20 protein-coding genes and 4 tRNA genes are annotated in these 20,829 nt (G+C 65.5%); 20 read left to right on the top strand and 4 right to left on the bottom strand.

The window, feature by feature from the left end:
• Window positions 1-200: 200 nt before the first annotated feature.
• Window positions 201-752: a glycosyltransferase gene (locus G6016_RS13170; protein WP_182633081.1), complete on the top strand. Its 552-nt coding sequence runs from the start codon at window positions 201-203 to the stop codon at window positions 750-752.
• Window positions 753-880: 128 nt separating this feature from the next.
• On the opposite strand, the gene G6016_RS13165 is transcribed toward G6016_RS13170, so the two are convergent.
• The 3 genes from G6016_RS13165 to G6016_RS13155 all read right to left on the bottom strand — a co-directional run bounded on the left by G6016_RS13165 (window position 881) and on the right by G6016_RS13155 (window position 1,180).
• Window positions 881-955 (bottom strand) — tRNA-Val (locus tag G6016_RS13165).
• Window positions 956-983: 28 nt separating this feature from the next.
• A tRNA-Cys gene (locus G6016_RS13160) sits at window positions 984-1,057 on the bottom strand.
• Between the two features lie 50 nt (window positions 1,058-1,107).
• A tRNA-Gly gene (locus G6016_RS13155) sits at window positions 1,108-1,180 on the bottom strand.
• 331 nt (window positions 1,181-1,511) lie between these two features.
• Here G6016_RS13155 and G6016_RS13150 point away from each other — a divergent pair.
• Window positions 1,512-1,583, top strand: a tRNA-Val gene (locus G6016_RS13150).
• A 106-nt stretch (window positions 1,584-1,689) separates the two neighbouring features.
• Here the strand turns inward: G6016_RS13150 and G6016_RS13145 are convergent.
• Complete coding sequence (locus G6016_RS13145; RefSeq protein ID WP_182633080.1) at window positions 1,690-2,352, bottom strand: DsbA family oxidoreductase; 663 nt, start codon at window positions 2,350-2,352, stop codon at window positions 1,690-1,692.
• A 157-nt stretch (window positions 2,353-2,509) separates the two neighbouring features.
• Here G6016_RS13145 and thrS point away from each other — a divergent pair, with 157 nt between their 5' ends.
• The 18 genes from thrS to G6016_RS13055 all read left to right on the top strand — a co-directional run bounded on the left by thrS (window position 2,510) and on the right by G6016_RS13055 (window position 20,806).
• Entirely contained in the window at window positions 2,510-4,594 is a 2,085-nt protein-coding gene (gene thrS, locus G6016_RS13140; RefSeq protein ID WP_182633094.1) for a threonine--tRNA ligase, read from the top strand.
• Window positions 4,591-5,253 carry an ATP adenylyltransferase gene (locus G6016_RS13135; protein WP_479682409.1) on the top strand — a complete coding sequence of 221 codons (663 nt, stop codon included), beginning with the start codon at window positions 4,591-4,593 and terminating at the stop codon, window positions 5,251-5,253. The genes thrS and G6016_RS13135 overlap by 4 nt, the downstream gene beginning before the upstream one ends.
• Before the next feature lie 15 nt (window positions 5,254-5,268).
• Window positions 5,269-5,913 (top strand): phosphatidylinositol phosphate synthase, encoded by a 645-nt coding sequence (gene pgsA, locus G6016_RS13130; RefSeq protein WP_182633079.1) that lies wholly within the window; start codon window positions 5,269-5,271, stop codon window positions 5,911-5,913.
• Complete coding sequence (locus G6016_RS13125) at window positions 5,910-6,818, top strand: phosphatidylinositol mannoside acyltransferase (protein WP_182633078.1); 909 nt, start codon at window positions 5,910-5,912, stop codon at window positions 6,816-6,818. The genes pgsA and G6016_RS13125 overlap by 4 nt, the downstream gene beginning before the upstream one ends.
• A 7-nt stretch (window positions 6,819-6,825) precedes the next feature.
• The gene (locus G6016_RS13120) at window positions 6,826-7,941 is read left to right on the top strand and encodes a glycosyltransferase (RefSeq protein ID WP_182633077.1); all 1,116 of its coding nucleotides are present in this window, start codon (window positions 6,826-6,828) and stop codon (window positions 7,939-7,941) included.
• The gene (locus G6016_RS13115) at window positions 7,931-8,530 is read left to right on the top strand and encodes a LemA family protein (RefSeq protein WP_182633076.1); all 600 of its coding nucleotides are present in this window, start codon (window positions 7,931-7,933) and stop codon (window positions 8,528-8,530) included. The genes G6016_RS13120 and G6016_RS13115 overlap by 11 nt, the downstream gene beginning before the upstream one ends.
• 162 nt (window positions 8,531-8,692) lie before the next feature.
• Window positions 8,693-9,598, top strand: a complete 906-nt coding sequence (gene pdxS / locus G6016_RS13110) for a pyridoxal 5'-phosphate synthase lyase subunit PdxS (RefSeq protein ID WP_182633075.1) — start codon at window positions 8,693-8,695, stop codon at window positions 9,596-9,598.
• Between the two features lie 232 nt (window positions 9,599-9,830).
• Entirely contained in the window at window positions 9,831-10,745 is a 915-nt protein-coding gene (locus G6016_RS13105) for an acyl-CoA thioesterase (RefSeq protein WP_182633074.1), read from the top strand.
• Entirely contained in the window at window positions 10,742-11,356 is a 615-nt protein-coding gene (pdxT, locus tag G6016_RS13100) for a pyridoxal 5'-phosphate synthase glutaminase subunit PdxT (RefSeq protein WP_182633073.1), read from the top strand. The genes G6016_RS13105 and pdxT overlap by 4 nt, the downstream gene beginning before the upstream one ends.
• A gap of 84 nt (window positions 11,357-11,440) precedes the next feature.
• The gene (locus G6016_RS13095; RefSeq protein ID WP_182633072.1) at window positions 11,441-12,193 is read left to right on the top strand and encodes a YebC/PmpR family DNA-binding transcriptional regulator; all 753 of its coding nucleotides are present in this window, start codon (window positions 11,441-11,443) and stop codon (window positions 12,191-12,193) included.
• A 60-nt stretch (window positions 12,194-12,253) separates the two neighbouring features.
• Window positions 12,254-12,913: a crossover junction endodeoxyribonuclease RuvC gene (gene ruvC, locus G6016_RS13090; RefSeq protein WP_182633071.1), complete on the top strand. Its 660-nt coding sequence runs from the start codon at window positions 12,254-12,256 to the stop codon at window positions 12,911-12,913.
• The gene (gene ruvA / locus G6016_RS13085) at window positions 12,910-13,509 is read left to right on the top strand and encodes a Holliday junction branch migration protein RuvA (RefSeq protein WP_182633070.1); all 600 of its coding nucleotides are present in this window, start codon (window positions 12,910-12,912) and stop codon (window positions 13,507-13,509) included. The genes ruvC and ruvA overlap by 4 nt, the downstream gene beginning before the upstream one ends.
• Complete coding sequence (gene ruvB / locus G6016_RS13080; RefSeq protein ID WP_182633069.1) at window positions 13,509-14,594, top strand: Holliday junction branch migration DNA helicase RuvB; 1,086 nt, start codon at window positions 13,509-13,511, stop codon at window positions 14,592-14,594. The genes ruvA and ruvB overlap by 1 nt, the downstream gene beginning before the upstream one ends.
• A gap of 98 nt (window positions 14,595-14,692) precedes the next feature.
• Window positions 14,693-15,007, top strand: a complete 315-nt coding sequence (gene yajC, locus G6016_RS13075; protein ID WP_182633068.1) for a preprotein translocase subunit YajC — start codon at window positions 14,693-14,695, stop codon at window positions 15,005-15,007.
• A 197-nt stretch (window positions 15,008-15,204) separates the two neighbouring features.
• A complete protein-coding gene (gene secD / locus G6016_RS13070) occupies window positions 15,205-16,782 on the top strand; it encodes a protein translocase subunit SecD (RefSeq protein ID WP_182633092.1) in 1,578 nt (525 codons plus the stop codon).
• Complete coding sequence (secF, locus tag G6016_RS13065; protein ID WP_182633067.1) at window positions 16,779-17,840, top strand: protein translocase subunit SecF; 1,062 nt, start codon at window positions 16,779-16,781, stop codon at window positions 17,838-17,840. The genes secD and secF overlap by 4 nt, the downstream gene beginning before the upstream one ends.
• On the top strand, window positions 17,837-18,394 hold the full coding sequence (locus tag G6016_RS13060) for an adenine phosphoribosyltransferase (protein ID WP_182633066.1): 558 nt from the start codon (window positions 17,837-17,839) through the stop codon (window positions 18,392-18,394). Before secF ends, G6016_RS13060 begins: the two co-directional genes overlap by 4 nt.
• A gap of 45 nt (window positions 18,395-18,439) precedes the next feature.
• Window positions 18,440-20,806 carry a RelA/SpoT family protein gene (locus G6016_RS13055; RefSeq protein ID WP_277815150.1) on the top strand — a complete coding sequence of 789 codons (2,367 nt, stop codon included), beginning with the start codon at window positions 18,440-18,442 and terminating at the stop codon, window positions 20,804-20,806.
• Window positions 20,807-20,829: the final 23 nt, after the last annotated feature.

The following is a 20,829-nucleotide window of genomic DNA, read 5'->3' as shown; positions in this document are numbered from 1 at the left end:
TCCTCACGATCGCCAGGACGTAAAACTAATGCTGGCTGGTCCACGACACGGTCGTCAGCCGTAAGCAGCGCGTCGCCGTTGCCGCCGGGGCGGCGAGGCTACGGCGAGCCGTCGCGGTGTCCGAGGCGACCGCATCGGCCATCCGGTCCCGGGTTCCTGAGGTGGTGGTCCGCCCCAACGGGGTATCCATACCTCACGACGTGACCGGCACTGCGGACCGTGCTCCCACGGTGGGGATCCTCGCCGCGCTCACACCGTGGAAGGGGCAGGACATCCTTCTCGAGGCGATCGCACGGTGCCCCGGGGTTACGGTGGAGATCGCTGGGGGCGCTCTGCCGGGGGAGGAGAACTACTCCCGGGACCTGCACGAGCGGGCGGACCGGGACGACCTGCGGGGTCGGGTCCGCTTCCTGGGCCACGTCGACAGGTCTGAGGTACTCGGTCGCTGGGCGACCGCCGTCTCGGCGTCCGTGCTTCCGGAGGCCGGACCGTTGGGTGTGCTCGAGTGCATGGCCGCCGGTCTGCCGGTCATTGCAACGGACCACGGGGGAGCGGCGGAGTATCTGTCAGGTGGCGCTGGAGTTCTTGTGCCCCCGGGCGACCCCCACTCGCTCGCCGAAGCGATCTCTGCGCTTCTGGCGGACCCGGAGCGCCGGGACCAGATTGCCGAGACGGCACGGGCGCGGGCGCGGACAGAGCACGACATCGGCCACACGCTCCCGGCGATGGTGGAGGCACTCACCGAGGCATGACCTGGATCGGCAGGGCGGAGCTGCCGAGCAGTGGTGGCGGTTGGCGAGAGCTGAAAGCGCGGGCTCCCGCGGCAAGTGATGGCGAAACGACAGCCGCTCCCCGGCCTGAAGCCGGGGAGCGGTATCAGTGGTGCGCGATACTGGGATTGAACCAGTGACCTCTTCCGTGTCAGGGAAGCGCTCTCCCGCTGAGCTAATCGCGCAGGATTCTCCGTGCGGCTCGCGCCGACGTGGAGGTGGAGACGGGAATCGAACCCGTGTTGACGGCTTTGCAGGCCGCTGCCTCACCACTCGGCCACTCCACCGCTAAAGGTATCGAGCCTGGTGAGGACAACCTGACTCCTCGATCCCTCCGAGCGGATGACGGGATTCGAACCCGCGACCCTCACCTTGGCAAGGTGATGCGCTACCAGCTGCGCCACATCCGCACTGCGTTCCGGTTCGCTCTGGGCTCTCCGGGCTGCGAGAAAGAACATTAGCCGACCCCGAAGTGAGAACACAAATCGGGGGTCGAAAATGGCGTGTCATCTGCGTAAACGGGGGTTGTACGTGTGGTGGGCGACGGTGGTTGTCCCGCCCGGATCTACCTCGGCGTCGCGGGACGCCCGGTGGGCTGTCCGCCGAACCCCGACCTGGCCACCGCCCCCGCAGTGCCGGTGTGTCCTGGGCGAAGGGGGCAGGTCGGGACCCGAATTGGGGACCGGGATTCTGCTTGCTACAGTGTTCGAGTGCCAAGGCGGGAACGCCTCGGCGCGGTGAGGTCCTATAGCTCAGCGGAAGAGCGCTCCGTTCACACCGGAGAGGTCACTGGTTCGAACCCAGTTAGGACCACGCTGAATGCAGAATCCCTCCCGGGCGGCCGGGAGGGATTCTCTCGTTCAGTGGGTGCTCGTCAGTGGGTTAGCCGGGGGCGCAGGTCATGCCTGAGCCTGTGCTCTCACGCCTCGACGCCAGCGTGCGCCTGTTCGAGTGCCTGGTTGAACACCTCGACGGGCTGTGCGCCACTGACCGCGAGCCTGCCCTCGAAAACGAAGAACGGCACCCCCTTGACGCCGATGCCTCGCGCGATCTCGACATCCTGTTCCACGGAATCGGTGAAATCGTCCCCGGCGAGCAGATCGTCGACGGCCTCTGCGGGCAGCCCGGCCCCTGAGCCGATCTGACGCAGTACCTCCGGGTCGGAGATCGCCAGCCCGTCGGTGAAGTGCGCCCGACGCAGCGCCTCGTCGACCTCATCAGACTTGCCGTGCTTGGTGGCCAGGGCTGCCAACCGATGGGCATCGAATGACGAACAGACCTGGGACGACCGCCAGTCGTACTCCAATCCGAGTTCCGCGAATCGCGCCGCCATCTGCTCCTGCCCGGCCTCGGCGTCTGCGCTAGACATCCCGTACTTGCTCGCGAGCATCTCGGCGCTGCTCTGGCCCCGGTCCTCACCGGACACCTTGGGCGCGGTGGGGTCGAGCTGGTACGCCCGCCAGGCCACCTCGACCGGAACCTCCGGGTGATCAGCCCGAAAAGTCTCCAGGGCCTCCTCGAGGTGACGTTTGCCGATCCAGCAGAAGGGGCACATGACGTCGGACCAGATATCAATTCGCATAACGGGTGCAACACCCCAGGGTGATCCGGAATTCCGTGGCCGCCCGGGTAGCATGGACCGGCCCCGGTCCGTCCGCGTTCCGGGATGCTAATCCGGGCGACAGCCGTTGCCCGGCGTCCACGCCCCGAGGAGACTGCAGCCCGTGTCCGAGAACCGCATGCCGGAAACCGATGTCGACGTGACGGGTGCGGCCACCGTGACCACCGTCATCCCGGCAGGGGAGCCCGCCGGGAAGATCCTCGCCGAACGTGAGCTGCAGTCCCGCAGTGGCCCCGAGACGATCGTCGTGGTCCGTGATCCCGAAGGCGGGCTCCGAGACCTGTCCTGGGCGCCGGAGGCCGACACGGAAGTCGAGCTCGTCCGCGCCGACTCCGAAGACGGCCGATCCGTGATCCGGCATTCGTGTGCCCACGTGCTGGCGCAGGCGGTGCAGGACAAGTTCCCGGAGGCCAAGCTCGGGATCGGCCCGCCGATCGACAACGGCTTCTACTACGACTTCGATGTGGCGGAGCCCTTCACCCCCGAGGACCTCAAGGACCTCGAGAAGCGGATGAAGAAAATCATCAAGTCGGGTCAGCGATTCTCCCGCCGCGAGTACGCCTCGCTCGACGAGGCTCGCGCCGAGCTCGCGAACGAGCCCTACAAGCTCGAACTGGTCGAGGACAAGGGTCGTGCTGACGCCGGGGACGCCGGTGGCGCACAGGCGCTCGAAGACTCCGAGATCATGGAGGTCGGTGCCGGCGCGCTGACCGCCTACGACAACCTGAACCCGCGCTCGGGCGAGGTCATCTGGTCCGACCTGTGCCGCGGCCCGCACACGCCCACCACCAAGTTCATCCCCGCATTCACCCTGACCCGGTCATCGGCCGCCTATTGGCGCGGTGACCAGGCCAATGCCGGGCTGCAGCGCATCTACGGCACCGCGTGGGAGAGCACCGAGGCGATGGACGCCTACCTCGATCGTCTAGCGGAGGCCGAGAAGCGCGACCACCGCCGGCTGGGGACCGAACTGGACCTGTTCAGCTTCCCGGACGAGATCGGCTCGGGATTCCCGGTCTTCCATCCGCGCGGTGGAATCGTCCGCAACGAGATGGAACAGCATTCCCTGCGACGTCACCTGGCCGCCGGCTACTCACTGGTCAACACCCCGCACATGACCAAGGGCGACCTGTTCCGCAAGTCCCAGCACCTCAGCTGGTACGCCGAGGGCATGTTCCCGCCCATGATCGTGGACGCGGAGTACGACGCGGACGGAAACGAGACCAAGCCGGGCCAGGACTACTACGTCAAGCCCATGAACTGCCCGATGCACAACCTCGTCTTCGATTCCCGGGGCCGCTCCTACCGCGAGTTGCCGCTGCGGATGTTCGAGTTCGGCACGGTGTACCGCTACGAGAAGTCCGGCGTGATCCACGGGCTCACCCGGGCCCGCGGCTTCACCCAGGATGATGCGCACATCTACTGCACCGAGGAGCAGATGGAGGGTGAGATCGCCTCGGTGCTCTCGTTCATCATCTCCCTGTTGCGGGACTACGGGCTGAACGATTTTTATCTGGAACTGTCCACCAAGGACCCCGAGAAGTACGTGGGGGGGGACGAGCTCTGGGAGCGCGCCACCGAGACACTGCGGCGCGTTGCGACGAACTCCGGCCTCGAGCTGGTTCCGGATCCCGGCGGCGCGGCCTTCTACGGCCCCAAGATCTCGGTTCAGGCCCGGGACGCGATCGGCCGTACCTGGCAGATGTCCACGGTCCAGCTGGACTTCAACCTGCCCGAGCTGTTCGACCTGACCTACAACGCGGCTGACGGCACCAAGAAGCGCCCCGTGATGATCCACCGCGCCCTCTTCGGTTCGATCGAGCGATTCTTCGCGGTCCTTCTCGAGCACTACGCGGGCCTGTTCCCGGCTTGGCTCTCGCCCGTGCAGGTGGTGGGCATCCCGGTGGCGGAGGCCCACGAGAAGCACCTCGAGGACGTCATCGACGAACTGCGCGGCCGGGGGATCCGGGCCGAACTCGATCTGGCCGACGACCGCATGCAGAAGAAGATCCGCAACCACACCACCGGCAAGGTCCCGTTCATGCTGTTGGCCGGCGATCGCGACGTCGAGGCCGGAGCGGTCAGCTTCCGGTTCCCGGACGGCACGCAGCTCAACGGCGTGTCCCGGAACGCCGCAATGGACAAGATCCAGCAGTGGATCCGTTCGCAGCGTAATGACGCGCCCACGGCGGAGCGTCTGTGACGGCGGGCGGGGCACCCGCGGCGGGTGGTGGTCCGGCCCCGACGGCAACCCACCAGCAGTTCGGCGTCGGAGAGGACCGACTCGAATTGTTGTGGGCGCCCTACCGGATGTCCTACATCGCCGAGACCCGATCCGCGCCCGCAGAGGGGATGACCGGGGAACCGTTCCTCGACATCCCGAGGATGAGTGATGAGGACGGGCTGGTGGTCGCCCGTGGCGACCACGTGTACGTGGTCCTGAACCTTTTCCCGTACAACCCGGGGCACGCGATGGTGGTGCCGTACCGCAAGGTGGCAAACCTCGAAGATCTTGACGACGACGAGGCCCGCGAGCTGATGTCGTTCACTCAACATCTGTTGCGCGTCATCAAGGGGGTGTCCAATCCGGACTCGTTCAACGTCGGCCTGAACCTGGGCAGCGCTGCCGGGGGCTCTCTGTCCGATCATCTCCATCAACATGTGGTGCCCCGCTGGATCGGGGACGCCAACTTCATGACGGTGATCGGTGATACCAAGGTATTGCCGCAACTGCTCGGGCAGACGAGGCAGTTGCTCGCCGACGCGTGGTCCGCCACGCCCACCCGGCCCACACAGTCGGCGTCCGAGAAGACCGGGGCCGATGGGACCGCGCCAGATCAGACCGCGCCCGAACACACCTGACCAGCGGGGAGAGACATGCTCAGCGAGTACGGACGGTCCGGGGTGACCAAGGTGGCGCATCCGTTCGCCACCTTCCTCGTCCGCCTCGGCGTCACAGCCAACGGCATCACCCTCACCGGGTTACTGCTGACGTGCGCCGCGGCCGTGTGGTTCTTCGGAACCGGCCAGTTGCTGGTGGGTGCGATCGTGATCGGACTGTGCACGCTGCTCGATCTCGTGGACGGGGCCGTCGCGAGAGCCAGCGACGGTGGCTCACCCTACGGGGCACTCGTCGATGCCGTATCCGATCGTGTGGCGGACGGGGTGATCCTCGGTGCGCTGGTGTGGTGGGTGGTGGAAACCGAACCCGACAATCGCTTCGTGCTCGTCATGCTCTTGGCGTGCATGGTTCTGTCGCAGGTCGTCTCCTACTCCAAGGCTCGGGCGGACGCCGGCGGTCTGGAGACGCCCGGAGGTCTGATGGAACGTGCTGATCGGCTGGTTCTCATCCTGGTCGGTGCGGGCCTGGAGGGTCTCGGGGTGCCCTGGGCCCTCGAAGCGGCCGTGACCGTGGTCGCGGTGGGCAGCTTGGTCACGGTCGTCCAACGAGTATGGGGTGGCCGTGCCGACTACTTCTCCCGGGTGGCGCAGGAGAACACGGCAACGGTCGGCGACCGATGAGCGCGATGGGGGAGCGACTCACCGACCTCGGGTACGCCGCCGGCTGGGCCGTCGTCCGCGGTCTCCCGGAGGGGGTCGCACGCGCCTTGTTCCGGGGCGGAGCGGATTTCGCGGCGCGTCGACAGTCACCGGATTCTCAGCTCCGCAAGAACCTCGCCCGGGTCCTGGGTGTGAGCGTCGATCAGGTTCCGGACGAACTGATGCGTGACTCGATGCGTTCCTACGCCCGCTATTGGCGCGAGGCGTTCCGGCTGCCCTCGATGGACCGTGAGGCAGTCGCGCTGGAGATGGATCGCACCATCGAGGGTGTCGACAACCTCGATGCGGCTCTCGCCGAGGGGCGGGGGGTGGTGGTGGTTCTGCCGCACTCCGCCAACTGGGATCTCGGCGGAACCTGGCTCGCGCGGCGGTACGGGGGCTTTGCCACCGTTGCTGAGCGTCTCAAACCGGAGTCCCTCTACCGGCGATTCCTGGCGTACCGCGAGAGCCTGGGCTTCACCATCTACCCGCTGACAGGCGGATCGGTACCGCCGTTCGAGGCGCTTCGGGAAGAACTCGCAGGCGGCGGGATCGTCTGCCTGCCCGGGGAGCGGGATCTACGCCACACGGGCGTTCCTGTCACCTTCTTCGGGGCGCAGACACGGATGCCCGCGGGCGCGGCCAAGCTCGCGATCGACACCGGGGCGCCGCTGCTGGTCGCCGAATTCTGGTACCCGGACGAGGACTCGATGCGGGTTCGGGTGCATCCGCCGATCGATGTCTCCGAAGGCCTGGAGAGCGCAGTGCAGGCGATGGCGGACACGTTCGCCGAATGCATCGCCCGCAACCCGGATGACTGGCACATGCTCCAGCCGCTGTGGATCGACGACCTGCCCGCGGAACGCCGGGCGAGGCTCGAGGGCTGATCCGGCCGTGCGCATCGGCATGATCTGCCCGTACTCCTTCGACGCGCCCGGCGGCGTCCAGGCCCACGTGGTGGACCTCTCGCAGGAACTTCGTCGACGCGGGCACGATGTACGGATCCTCGCCCCGGGCCGCCCCGAGAACGCCCCGATTCCGGGCATGACGCTCACCGGCCCCGGAGTCGCCATCCCATATAACGGCTCGGTCGCCCGGCTAAGCTTTGGCCCGGCCACGTGGCGCGCAACGCGTACTTGGCTGCGGGCCGCTCCTCTGGACGTGCTGCATATCCACGAACCCAATGCCCCCTCGGTCGGGATGTTCGCGCTCGCCATGTCGTCGGGCCCCATTGCGGCCACCTTCCACACGTCCACGACCAGCTCGATGATTCTCGAGGCCTCCGACGGTGTCCTCGCACCGCTGCTCGAAAAGATCCGTGGCCGGATCGCGGTGTCTGCGCTGGCCCGCCGCTGGCAGATCGAAGCGCTGGGCTCAGACGCGGTGGAGATCCCCAACGGGGTCGACGTCGCCGCCTTCTCCGGAGTCGACGCCACGTCGGAACGCTCCGAGACCCCGACCATCGCGTTCCTCGGCCGCTACGACGAATCCCGTAAGGGAATGGACGTGTTGGTCAGGGCATTGCCACGCGTACTGGAATCCGTGCCGAACCTGCGATTGCGCATCATGGGGGACGGGGACGCCGAGGCGCTGCGCAACCGCCTGCCCCGAGATATGGATGTGGACTTCCTCGGTCGCGTGGACGACACCCGCAAGGCCGCGGTACTCGCCGCCGCGGATGTCTACTGTGCACCGAACACCGGTGGCGAGAGTTTCGGGATCGTTCTGGTGGAAGCGATGGCGGCCGGGACCGCCGTGGTAGCCTCCGACCTCGATGCATTCCGTCGGGTGCTCCGCGACGGCGACTGTGGCGAACTCGCGGCGGTGGGCGACCCCGAAGCGCTCGCGTCCGCTCTGATCCGGGTCCTCGTCGACCCCGATCGTCGCGCGCACATCGAAGCCAACGGCACCGCTGCGGTCCGTGAGTACGACTGGTCCGTGGTGACAGACCGAGTGGTGCGGGTGTACGAGACGATTCGCGGTCAGGGGGAGACGATCCGTGTCCGGTGAAATCGTGGCTCTTGTTGTCGTCGTCGTCATCATTTTTGTCCTCGCGGCCCTGCTCGGTGCCTACCTGACCGCGCACCGTCTCGACCGGCTCCACATCCGAACCGATCTTGCCCGCGCCTCCCTCGCCGGTCTCCTGGAACGCCGACACACCGTTGCCGCGGCGGTCGCCCGATACCTCTCCGAACGCGACCCGGACACAGCGGCGCAACTGACCCACGCACTGTCCGACGCCCGCACCCACTCACCGGACTCGGTCGCCGGGATCGACCCCACGCCGGCCCCCACGCGTCCCAGACCCGACCGCGGGGAGGCGGGCCGCGGCGATGATGCACCGGATGCTGAACAGGCCGAGAACCGACTCGGCGTGCTCCTCGCAGGAGTCGACCTGACGACCCTGCCCCGGGACCTCGCCGACGAGATTGACGACGTCACCGACCGCGTGTCCATGGCTCGACGCTTCTACAACGACGCCGTTCGCGACACTCGGGCACTGCGCGAGAAATCCCTCGTGCGAGCCCTGCGTCTGGCGGGCCGCGCACAGATGCCGGACTATGTCGAGCTCGTGGACCCACCGGCCGCGACAAGCTGACCACCTGCCGGAGGCGCCTGCCCGACCGCGTGTCCGGATGCTGGTGGACGCCACCACACGGGGGTGTGAAACCGCCAGGTGGGGCGGCGGTTGGGGAGTCGAGATGAGGGCGACCTACACTGGGGACCTATCACACGTCGTCTGAGCCAGGAAGGCCTATTCGTGAGCGAGCCGAAGTCGAGCGAGAACACCACCGGAACCGCACGCGTCAAGCGAGGTATGGCCGAGATGCTCAAGGGTGGCGTCATCATGGACGTCGTCACCGCCGAGCAGGCCAAGATCGCCGAGGACGCCGGTGCCGTGGCCGTGATGGCACTCGAGCGTGTTCCCGCCGACATCCGTGCGCAGGGCGGCGTGGCGCGGATGAGCGATCCGGATCTGATCGACGGCATCATCGAGGCCGTCTCGATCCCGGTCATGGCCAAGGCCCGTATCGGGCACTTTGTCGAGGCGCAGATCCTGCAGTCGCTCGGCGTGGACTTCGTCGACGAGTCCGAGGTCCTGACGCCTGCCGATTACGCCAACCACATCGACAAGTTCGACTTCACCGTGCCGTTCGTCTGTGGCGCCACCAACCTCGGCGAGGCCCTGCGCCGCATCACCGAGGGCGCCGCGATGATCCGCTCCAAGGGCGAGGCCGGCACAGGTGACGTCTCTAACGCCACCACCCACATGCGCACCATCCGCGGTGAGATCCGCCGCCTGCAGTCGCTGCCCGCCGACGAGCTGTACGTTGCGGCCAAGGAACTCCAGGCGCCCTACGAGCTCGTCAAGGAGGTCGCCGAGGCAGGCAAGCTGCCCGTCGTGATGTTCACCGCCGGCGGCATCGCCACCCCCGCCGACGCCGCGATGATGATGCAGCTCGGTGCCGAGGGCGTGTTCGTGGGTTCGGGCATCTTCAAGTCCGGCAACCCCGCAGAGCGTGCCCGCGCGATCGTCAAGGCCACCACCTTCCACGACGACCCGGACCAGCTCGCCCAGATCTCCCGCGGTCTCGGAGAGGCAATGGTCGGCATCAACGTCGACGAGATCCCCGAGCCGCACCGTCTCGCCGAGCGCGGCTGGTGATCTGACGCCGGTCACTCGCGGGGCCGATGCGCCCGTCCTTGCTGCCGTCGCCCGGGCCGCCTTCCGAAGATTCGGAGGGCGGCCCGGGCGCTTCTGCTCCTTGAGGAGTGACGTCTTGCCCGCTGTCGACAAGACGTCGGTCGGGCGGGTCTACGATTGATCCATGCACGAACGACACCTCGCGGTTCCCGGCCTCGGGCCCGCCCAGACCCGAAAGTGGCGGTGACCCGCGATGAACCGGATCGAGGACATTCTCGACATCGAGCGAATCGACCGTGACCTCTACCGCGGTCCGACCATCACCACACACCTCCAACGAACTTTTGGCGGACAGGTCGCGGGACAGACGCTCACCGCAGCGGTCCGGACGGTGGACGACGACAAGCATGTGCACTCGCTCCACGGGTACTTCATCCGACCCGGCATCCCCGATGTGCCGACCGTCTTTCAGGTGGACAGGTTGCGTGACGGACGCAGCTTTGCCACCAGGCGCGTCACCGCGATCCAGGAGGGTGAGGCCATCTTCTCGATGTCGGCCTCGTTCCACCTGATCAACCAGGAGGGGATCGAGCACCAGGACAGGATGCCGCAGGTGATTCCCCCTGAGGAGATTCCCGTTCCGGCCATCGAGGACCTGGACGAGGCCCACCGGGTGTTCGTCGAGGAATGGGCACAGTGGGACATTCGAATCGTCCCTCGGGACCGGCTCGAGACCCTGTCGTCGCTGGCTGCACAGCAACGGGTCTGGTTCCGGTGCGTAGACAATCTGCCGGACGATCCCAACTTCCACGTCTGCACCCTGGCGTACATGTCGGACATGACTCTTCTGAGCTCAGCCAAGATTCCGCACCCAGACGAGCCGACACAGGACGCCTCACTCGACCACGCCATGTGGTTCATCCGCCCGTTCCGCGCCGACGATTGGCTCCTCTACGATCAGACCTCCCCATCCGCCTCCGGCGGTCGAGCGCTCACCCAGGGCAGGATTTTCGACCGCTCGGGCCGGCTCGTCGCAGCGGTCACACAGGAGGGTCTGTCCCGTCGACTCCGTCCGGGCGCTCAGTCCTTCCCGGTAGACCTGTCCGGCGAGTCCGGCTCCGACGAGAAGCACGGCACTGACGCCGGCCAGAAGTCCAGCGCCGAATGACCGCGGCATCACCCACTATCGGCATACTGGCACTGCAGGGCGACGTCGCTGAACACACACGACACCTCGAGGCCGCCGGCGCGAAGGTTGTGCCGGTGCGGAGGCCTGAGGAGCTGGAGTCCGTGTCCGGTCTCGTCCTGCCTGGTGGCGAATCCACCACGATGAGCCGTCTTCTCGACGTGTACGAGATGTATGAGCCTGTAGCCGAGAAGATTCAGGCCGGAATGCCGGTTTATGGATCCTGCGCCGGGATGATCCTGCTCGCCTCAGAAGTAGTTGACACGCGACCGGACGCCACCTGGTTCTCTGCGATCGACATGACGGTCCGGCGCAATGCGTTCGGGAGGCAGGTCGATTCGTTCGAGGCCGATCTCCTCGTCGATGGACTTGGTCCCGAACCCCTACGGACAGTGTTCATCCGCGCCCCGTGGGTGGAGGACGTCGGACCCGACGTTACGGTGCTTGCCCGAGTTCATGCGCCCGATGGCCGCGACCACGCGGTCGCAGTGCGCCAGGGGACCGCACTTGCCACCTCGTTCCATCCCGAAGTCACGTCCGATATACGAGTTCACCGGTACTTCGTCGACATGGTGCGGGGTGCAACCTCGTAGACTGGTCGGTCAGCGAGACCTCGCGCCGGGGTTCGCCTATGCGAGCGCCCCGGACCCAAACACCCCCGGAGGGCGGAACATCACATGGCAGGCCATTCCAAGTGGGCCACCACCAAGCACAAGAAGGCGGCGATCGACGCCAAGCGCGGCAAGCTCTTCGCCAAGCTCGTCAAGAACATCGAGGTGGCGGCCCGCACCGGCGGCGGTGACCCAGCCGGCAATCCCACACTCTACGACGCGATACAGAAGGCCAAGAAGAATTCTGTGCCCGCGGACAACGTCGAGCGTGCTCGCAAGCGGGGCGCCGGCGAAGAGGCAGGTGGCGCCGAGTGGGAAACCATCATGTACGAGGGTTACGGCCCGAATGGTGTGGCCATGCTCATCGAATGTCTGACTGACAACCGCAACCGGGCGGCGGGTGAAGTACGGACCGCCATGACCCGTAACGGTGGCAACCTTGCTGATCCCGGGTCCGTCGCATACCTGTTCACCCGTAAAGGCGAGATCGTGCTGGACAAGGGCGAGCTCACCGAGGATGACGTGCTGATGGCCGTTCTCGAGGCCGGCGCCGAGGAGGTCAACGACCTCGGCGAACAGTTCGAGGTGGTGTGCGAACCCACTGATCTCGTTGAGGTGCGGTCTGCGCTTCAGGAGGCGGGGATCGACTACGAATCAGCAGAATCCGGCTTCCGCGCGTCGGTCGAGGTGACCGTCGACGAGGACGGGGCGGGCAAGGTCTTCAAGCTCATCGACGCGCTCGAGGACTCAGATGACGTGCAGAACGTCTACACCAACATCGATGTACCCGACGACGTGCTGGCCGCCCTCGACGCGTAATCGCCGAACGCTGGTAGGGTCTCGAACGTAGGTTCTACCGACTGTCGGCAAGGGGGCGCGATGCGCGTCATGGGAGTGGACCCGGGTTTGACCCGGTGTGGTCTCGCACTGATTGAGACGGCACCGGGTCGCTCTGTCACGGCGTTGGACGTGGACGTGGTGCGCACGACCGCGGATGAATCGCTGGAACACCGACTCAAGGCGGTACATGCCGTTGCCGACGAATGGATGGAGATCCACGCACCGGACGTCGTCGCTATTGAGCGGGTGTTTGCCCAGAACCAGGTGTCCACCGCCATGGGGACCGCGCAAGCTGCGGGGGTCGTGGCGCTTGCAGCCGCCTACCGTGAAATCCCTGTCGCCTTCCACACGCCGTCTGAAGTGAAGGCCGCGATCACCGGAAGTGGTCGCGCGGACAAAAAGCAGATGACGCTGATGATCACGCGGATCCTGGGACTTCAGAAGCCGCCGAGCCCGGCGGACGCCGCCGATGCCCTGGCACTCGCCGTCTGCCACAGTTGGCGAGCACCCATGCAGGGACGTGTCGCAGCACATGACGCTCATGTGGCGCGATCCCGCGCCGGTTTCGAGGCTAAGGTCGCATCGGCAAGGGAGTCCGCCGCTGCGCGACGAGCCGGGGAGGGCGCCGCCGCGGCGGATCAGGAACGAGCCCGGGCTGCGGCCCGGGCGATGGGTCGAGTGAAGGGAGTCCGCTGGTGATCGCGTCCATTCGGGGAACGGTGTCCGAGATCGGCCTGGATCGGTGCGTCGTGGAGACCGGTGGCGTCGGGGTGTTGGTCCATGCCACGCCGGCAGCGCTCGCCGGATTGCGCCGTGGAAGCGAGGGAATGCTCCACACTGAACTCGTGGTTCGCGAGGACTCCCTGACCTTGTATGGGTTCGATTCCGTAGACGCGCGCGGGCTCTTCCTCACCGTGCAGACGGTCTCCGGTGTGGGTCCGCGACTCGCGTTGGCAATTCTGGCCACCCTCGAGCCGCACGAACTCGTCCGCGCGCTGGGTACCGGAGACGTCAAGGCTCTCACCCGTGTACCGGGCGTCGGAAAGCGCACGGCGGAACGAATGGTGCTCGAACTCAAGGACAAGGTCGGCCCGGTACCCGGTGTGTCAGACGAGCAGCACACGGGCGCAGCAACGATCACACCCGCCACTGCAGAGGTTGCTGAGGCACTTGAAGGACTCGGCTTCTCAGCGGCGGAGGCAGAGAAGTCCGCGTCTGCGGTGTTGGAATCCGATCCGGCGCTCAGTTCCGCCGAGGCACTGCGGCTCGCGCTGAAGTCCCTGGGTAAGCGCTGATGTCAGAACCTCGTGACGAGAGCGCCGACACCTCGGCGCAGGAATTGTCTGCGACTCTCACCCCGTTCGATACAGATGTAGAAGGCGCACTTCGTCCGCAGAATCTGGCCGAGTTCATCGGGCAGGAGACGGTCCGGGAACAGCTTGACCTGGTTCTGACCGCTGCGACACGCCGGGGAGTCGTGCCGGACCATCTCCTCTTCTCCGGGCCCCCCGGCCTGGGAAAGACCAGCCTCGCGATGATCGTCGCCGCAGAACTCGGAGGCTCATTACGTATCACCTCCGGCCCGGCGCTCGAACGGCCGGGTGACCTGGCGGCGATGCTGTCCAACCTCATCGAAGGGGACGTGCTGTTCATCGATGAGATCCACCGCATCGCCCGGCCGGCTGAGGAAATGCTCTATCTCGCGATGGAGGACTTCCGGATCGACATCATGGTGGGGAAGGGGCCTGGAGCCACCTCGATACCACTCGAGATCGCCCCGTTCACGCTTGTCGGAGCCACCACCCGATCCGGGGCATTGACCGGTCCGCTGCGGGATCGCTTCGGCTTCACCGCCCACATGGACTTCTACTCGGACCAGGATCTCGCCCGCATCGTCACACGAGCGGCAGACATCCTCGCGATACCGGTAGAACCGGACGCGGCGCTGGAAGTGGCCAGCCGTTCTCGGGGAACCCCACGTATCGCCAACCGATTGTTGCGTCGCGTCCGGGACTTCGCCGAGGTCCGTGCCGACGGAAAAATCACGGTGCCTGTGGCTCAGGCAGCTCTCGCGGTGTATGAAGTCGACGAACTCGGCCTGGACCGGCTGGACCGTGCGGTGCTGCGCGCACTACTGGTCCAACACGAGGGCGGACCCGTCGGGTTGAGCACGTTGGCAGTTGCTGTCGGAGAGGAATCCACAACGCTCGAGGAGGTGTGCGAGCCCTTTCTCGTCCGAGCAGGTCTGCTTGCACGGACTCCACGCGGGCGCGTGGCCACTGCCGCGGCCTGGGAGCACATGGGACTCTCCAGGCCGGATCGCGGTAATGGCCAGCCAATGCTGCAGGTGGAGCTCGACGGGGGACCCGACTCGCCTTGATGAGGACCGGGCTGGCATCCTCGGACGGGACCGTCCGGTTATCGGACCAGTACTAGTAGGACCTGCGCGATTGTCGGGTCCGCATCTGGAGGACCCCAATGGGACTTGAACTGCTTCTGCCATTGATGATCATCGTGCTGATCGTGCTGATGTTCCTGCAGTCCTCCAAGCAGCGCAAGGCGCTCAAGGCGCTCCGCGAAATGCAGGAGTCCCTCACCGTGGGAGACCGGGTTCTCACGACCTCTGGTGTTCACGCCACTATCTACGCGGTCAACGAGGACACTGTTGGTCTCGAGATTGCCCCCGGTGTCAAGACTGTGTGGGATCGACGAGTGATCCGGGAAAAACTTGACGCGGATGCCTCAAGCGGTACGACGCCTGAATCGGGTTCCGACGGCTCGAGTTCCCTGTAGGCCGCTACCCGGCAGTAGGGTAGTAGGGTCGTGCAGTCTGTAGTCGGCCCCGAAATAGCTAAGCGAGGAAGTACCCCGTGACACCAGTACGTTCCCGGCGCGCGGACGCGAGGCCGAGACCATGGCGGAACCTCGCCCTGTTCTTCCTGGCACTGTTCATCATCTTCACGGCTGCCTTCGCGGTCGCGGACCGGGGCATGACACCTAAACTGGGAATCGATCTCCAGGGCGGGACTCGGGTCACCCTCATCCCGAAGGGCCAGCCGGCTGAAGCCGACCTTCAGTTGGCGCAGCAGATCATCCGGGAGCGCGTGGACGGTCTCGGTGTGGCCGGTACCACCGTCGTGATCGAGGGCAGCAACATCGTCCTGACCGTTCCTGGTGAGGACTCGAGCCAGGCCCGCGACCTGGGCACCACGTCGCAACTCACCATTCGTCCGGTCCTGCAGACCCAGCCGGTGTCGCCCGATGATCGGGAGCCTGTTCCTGCCGAGAAGGGCGATCGTGAAGCCGTGGCCAAGGAAGTGGCCGAAGCACAGGAGCTTCGACAGGGCGAACCGCAAGAGCTCACCGAGACTTTCGCGACCTTCCGTTGTCCCGAACGAGATGTTCTTGCAGGCTTCGACGATCCGTCCAAGGCCCTTATTGCCTGCGGCGAGAACGCAAAGTACGTTCTCGGTCCCGTGCCACTTCTGGTCGGGGAGGAAGAGGACGGTCAGCGACTCGACGGCCAGCAGATCGTCAAGGATTCCGTCAGCTCCGGGTTCAGCCAGCAGGCCGGCCAGAACGAGGTCTCGTTCCGATTCAATGCCGGTCCGGGCGAACAGGGGAGTGCCACCTGGTCGCGTCTGACCCAGGAGAATCTCCAGAAGCAGATCGCGATTCTCCTGGATGGCGAGGTAATCAGCGCGCCTGTCGTTCAGAGGGTCACTCCGGTCGGGTCAGCCACCTCGATTACCGGTGACTTCTCGATGGATGAGGCCTCGACACTCGCCGGAAACCTTCGTTACGGCGCGCTGCCCATCTCCTTTGAGGATCCCAACGTCGACAATGTTCCGGCATCACTCGGTCTCGCTTCTCTCCAGGCCGGTCTGATCGCCGGTGCCATCGGCTTCCTGCTTGTGCTGATCTACTCTGTCGTCTTCTACCGACTGCTCGGCGTACTGGCGTTCATCTCGCTAGCACTGTCCTACCTGCTCACCTATGGGATGCTGGTGCTCCTCGGATACACGGTGGACTACAGCCTGGACCTCGCCGGAATCGCAGGTCTCGTCATCGGCATCGGCATGACCGCGGACTCCTACGTCGTGTTCTTCGAGCGCATCAAGGACGAGGTCCGTGAAGGCCACAGATTCAGATCCGCGGTGCCACGGGCCTGGAAGAGTGCGAGCCGCACGATCGTCACCGGAAATATGGTGAGCCTCATCGGCGCAGTCGTCCTCTACCTTCTCGCCAGCGGCGAGGTCCGCGGATTCGCCTTCACCCTGGGCTTGACCACAGTCATGGACATCTTCGTCGCCTTCACAGTGACGTGGCCGCTGGTCTACCTGGCCTCGACCAAGGCCGTCTTCTCCAATACGTGGGCCAACGGTATGGGCCGCATGGCAAACATCCAGGCAGCCGCCGCAGAACGTCGGCGCCTCGAACGGGAGGAAGAAAAGGCCACCGAGCAGGGACGCGCACCCGGCGTCACCGCCACCATCCAGGGCCCCGACGGATCGGCGGTAACCCAGACACGTATCCGTCCCGGAACCGATGAGGAGGAAGGCCGATGAGCACGCCCGACACAGCCGTCCCGGACAAGGGCGCATCGACCCCCGCAGGATCCGGCGACAGCCTGTTCACACGGCTGTACACCGGGACCGGCGCCTTCGGGATCGTCGCAAACCGGCGCAAGTTCTACATCCTGACCCTGGTGATCGTCGCGGTGTGCCTCGCAAGCATTCTGCTCCGGGGTTTCTCCTTCGGGATCGACTTCACGGGAGGCACGAAGCTCACGATGCCCGCCGGCGACGTCGACGAAGATCAGGTGTCCATGGTGGTCGAGGAAGTCGTCGGCGAAGAGCCCCAGACTGTCCAGATCGTCGGAGCCGGCAACGCGCGGATCGTCGAGGTCGAGACCCGATTCCTCACGACGGACGAGATCGTCGACACCAAGAACGCGCTTTTCGAGGAGTTCCAGCCCGTCTCGGCGTCGGGAGAGGCTTCGGTCGAGGCAATCGGAGATTCGGCGCGAAGCGAGAGCTGGGGCGGCCAGGTCACCGAGAAGGCCCTCATCGCCCTCGCCGTGTTCATGGTCATCGTCTTCGGTTACATCGCCTTCCGTTTCGAGTGGCAGATGGCAACTGCGGCGATCGTCGCCTTGTTCTTTGATGTGATCACCACTGCCGGGGTGTACTCCCTGGTCGGTTTCGAGGTGACACCGGCAACGGTGATCGGTCTGTTGACGATCCTTGGCTTCTCCCTCTACGACACGGTGATCGTGTTCGACAAGGTGGAGGAGAACACCCGCGGAATAGCAAACACGACCAGTCGCACCTATGCGGAAGAAGCCAACCTCGGTGTCAATCAGACTCTGATGAGGTCGATCCACACGACCGTGATCGGCATCCTCCCGCTACTCGCGCTGGTCATCATCGCCGTGTGGATCCTCGGCGTCGGTACTCTCATGGATCTGGCGCTCGTCCAGATGGTCGGCATCGTCACCGGCACATTCTCCTCGGTATTCCTCGCGACACCGCTTCTGGTGACGCTCAAGGAGCGCTCTCCCGAGATCAAACGCCAAACCGCCAAGGTTCTGGCCCGACGTGAAAAGGCAGAGGCGAGAGCATGACCGAGTCCTCCCTGACATCAGTTGCCCCGGCAATCGCCTCGTCGGTCGAACGCCTCATGCGCCGGGTCGAGGATTTCCCCTCCGCAGGCGTCCAGTTCTGTGATCTCACCCCGGTGCTGGCCGATTCGGAGGGCTTCGATGCGGTCGTGACCGGCCTGTGTGCCGGACACGAGGTCGGCACTGTCGACTACGTCGCCGGGTTGGATGCACGCGGCTTTCTGCTCGCGGGCGCGGTGGCGATGAGGCTGCACACCGGGGTCCTCGCAATTCGCAAGGCCGGAAAGCTACCGCCTCCGGTGCACTCACGCTCGTACGAGCTGGAATACGGAGCGGCGACGCTCGAGCTGCCCGCCGATGGACTCGATCTGGAGGGCAAGCGTGTCCTCGTCGTCGACGACGTCCTCGCGACGGGCGGGACGCTCGGTGCTGCGGTTGGTCTCCTCGACGACTGCGGTGCCATCGTCGCTGGCCTTTCGGTCGTCCTCGAGGTCCCGGGCCTGGGCGGTAGGGATAGACTGTCCGGCACACCGCTGACCTGCCTGACGGTCGCGTAGAACGGCCGCAGGTCGCGGCATCCGAGGCGCAGGGAGGAGTGGGGCATGACCCAACGACCTGAGTCCGCCGGTGGACACAATGCCGAAACGCCCGGCAATCCCACTGCGCCTCAACAGCCCACCACGCAGCCATTGCCCGTCATCCCGGGGACCAAACCCTCAGCTGGTCGCCGTGTTCGGGCACGTTGGGCGCGGCGGCTCACTTCTGGTCTGACCATCACCTCGACCCCTGCGGTACTCGAACCGCTGGTACGCGTACACCGGATCCACCATCCCAAGGCCGATGTCGGGCTCCTGGCCCGCGCGTATGCGTTGGCGGAGAAGCAGCATGCCGGCGTGTATCGGAAATCTGGGGATCCCTACATCACCCATCCGCTCGCAGTCGCGACGATCTGCGCCGAGATGGGGATGGACACCACCACTCTGGTCGCCGCACTCCTGCACGACACCGTGGAGGACACGGACTATTCTCTCGAGCAACTCGCCGAGGACTTCGGAGGCGAGGTCGCGCATCTCGTCGACGGCGTCACCAAACTCGACAAAGTCGACTTCGGCGAAGCAGCCGAAGCCGAAACCATCCGCAAGATGATCATCGCGATGGCACACGATCCACGCGTGCTGGTGATCAAGGTCGGGGACCGTCTCCACAACATGCGGACGATGCGTTTCCTCCCACCGGAGAAGCAGGCAAAAAAGGCCCGGGAAACCCTCGAAGTCATCGCGCCACTCGCACATCGCCTCGGCATGGCCACGATCAAGTGGGAACTCGAGGATCTCGCGTTCGCCATCCTGGAGCCGAAGAAATACCAGGAGATCGTCCGACTAGTCGCCGACCGTGCACCGAGCCGCGATGTCTACCTGGGTACCGTCATCGGCCGGGTCAACGCGGAGTTGGAGAAGGCCCACATCCAGGCCACCGTCGAGGGCCGACCAAAGCACTACTGGTCCATCTATCAGAAGATGATCGTGCGCGGCCGCGAGTTCGACGAGATCCACGACCTGGTGGGAATCCGCGTCCTGTGTGAGGACGTCCGCGACTGCTATGCAGCAATCGGCGTCGTCCACTCCACGTGGAAACCGATGCCCGGCCGGTTCAAGGACTACATCGCCCAGCCGCGCTTCGGTGTCTATCGGTCACTTCACACCACCGTGATCGGGCCGGACGGCAAACCCCTCGAGATCCAGATCCGCACCCATGAGATGCACCGCAATGCCGAGTACGGCATCGCCGCTCACTGGCGGTACAAGGAGACCAAGGGCAAGCACCACGGTGACCAGGCGGAACTCGATGACATGGCCTGGATGCGTCAGCTCCTGAGCTGGCAACGGGAGGCCGCTGACCCCGGCGAGTTCCTGGACTCGCTCCGGTTTGAGATGACCAGCAAGGAGATCTTCGTCTTCACGCCGAAGGGAGACGTGGTCAATCTTCCCGTCGGAGCCACCCCGGTCGATTTCGCGTACGCGGTCCACACCGAAGTCGGACATCGGTGTATCGGTGCGCGGGTCAACGGCAAGCTCGTCGCCCTTGAACGGCCACTGGAGAACGGTGAGGTCGTGGAGGTGTTCACCTCCAAGGACCCCAACGCCGGACCGAGCCTGGACTGGCAGAAGTTCGTGGTCTCGGGTCGCGCCAAGAGCTCGATCCGACAATGGTTCGCCAAGGAGCGTCGCGAGGAAGCTCTGGAGCGGGGTAAGGACCTCATCACCCGTGAGGTGCGCCGCGGAGGAGTCCCGGTCCACCGGGTGTTCTCCAACGAGACCATCGCCGGGGTCGCGGGCGAGCTCGGATTCGCGGATGTGACAGCGCTCTATACCGCGATCGGAGAGAACCACGTCTCGGCCAAGGCCGTCATCAACCGTCTCGTCGCGGCGCACGGTGGCGTGGACGAGGTTAGCGAGGAGTTGGCGGACCGCTCCCGTGATAAAACAGTCACGCCTCACCGAACCTCTCCGGCCGGTGCGGGCGTCCTTGTCGGTGGCGTGGAGGACGTCCACGCCAAGCTGGCGCGTTGCTGTATGCCCGTTCCGGGTGACGAGGTCCTCGGCTTTATCACCCGCGGTGGCACGGTCAGTGTGCACCGCACCGACTGCACCAATGCCTCAGATCTTCACCGCGAGCCCGAACGGTTGGTCAAGGTGGACTGGGCGCCACAACCGGGGTCGGTCTTCCTCGTGGCGATCCAGGTCGAGGCCTTGGACCGACACCGCCTGCTCTCGGACGTCACCAAGGTCCTGGCGGACGAGAAGGTGAACATCCTGTCCGCGTCCGTGCAGACCGCCGGCGACGATCGTGTGGCGATATCCCGGTTCACCTTCGAGATGGCCGATCCCAAACACCTGGGTCACGTTCTCAAGTCCGTCAGGCGAGTGGAGGGAGTGTTCGACGTGAGCCGGATGACGTCGAATCAATAGCAGCAGTCAGTCGTTGAGACGGT

Source organism: Dietzia aerolata (assembly GCF_014144865.1).
In the GTDB taxonomy this organism is placed as follows: Bacteria; Actinomycetota; Actinomycetes; order Mycobacteriales; family Mycobacteriaceae; genus Dietzia; species Dietzia aerolata.
This window is presented reverse-complemented; position numbering and strand designations above follow the sequence as displayed.

Excerpts from the sequence above, each read along its gene's own strand:
- G6016_RS13145 (WP_182633080.1), bottom strand. The coding sequence starts at position 2,352 with ATGCGAATTGATATCTGGTCCGACGTCATGTGCCCCTTCTGCTGGATC.
- thrS (WP_182633094.1), top strand. The coding sequence starts at position 2,510 with ATGCCGGAAACCGATGTCGACGTGACGGGTGCGGCCACCGTGACCACC.
- pgsA (WP_182633079.1), top strand. The coding sequence starts at position 5,269 with ATGCTCAGCGAGTACGGACGGTCCGGGGTGACCAAGGTGGCGCATCCG.
- G6016_RS13125 (WP_182633078.1), top strand. The coding sequence starts at position 5,910 with ATGAGCGCGATGGGGGAGCGACTCACCGACCTCGGGTACGCCGCCGGC.
- G6016_RS13105 (WP_182633074.1), top strand. The coding sequence starts at position 9,831 with ATGAACCGGATCGAGGACATTCTCGACATCGAGCGAATCGACCGTGAC.
- pdxT (WP_182633073.1), top strand. The coding sequence starts at position 10,742 with ATGACCGCGGCATCACCCACTATCGGCATACTGGCACTGCAGGGCGAC.
- G6016_RS13095 (WP_182633072.1), top strand. The coding sequence starts at position 11,441 with ATGGCAGGCCATTCCAAGTGGGCCACCACCAAGCACAAGAAGGCGGCG.
- ruvC (WP_182633071.1), top strand. The coding sequence starts at position 12,254 with ATGCGCGTCATGGGAGTGGACCCGGGTTTGACCCGGTGTGGTCTCGCA.
- ruvB (WP_182633069.1), top strand. The coding sequence starts at position 13,509 with ATGTCAGAACCTCGTGACGAGAGCGCCGACACCTCGGCGCAGGAATTG.
- yajC (WP_182633068.1), top strand. The coding sequence starts at position 14,693 with ATGGGACTTGAACTGCTTCTGCCATTGATGATCATCGTGCTGATCGTG.
- secD (WP_182633092.1), top strand. The coding sequence starts at position 15,205 with ATGACACCTAAACTGGGAATCGATCTCCAGGGCGGGACTCGGGTCACC.
- secF (WP_182633067.1), top strand. The coding sequence starts at position 16,779 with ATGAGCACGCCCGACACAGCCGTCCCGGACAAGGGCGCATCGACCCCC.
- G6016_RS13060 (WP_182633066.1), top strand. The coding sequence starts at position 17,837 with ATGACCGAGTCCTCCCTGACATCAGTTGCCCCGGCAATCGCCTCGTCG.
- G6016_RS13055 (WP_277815150.1), top strand. The coding sequence starts at position 18,440 with ATGACCCAACGACCTGAGTCCGCCGGTGGACACAATGCCGAAACGCCC.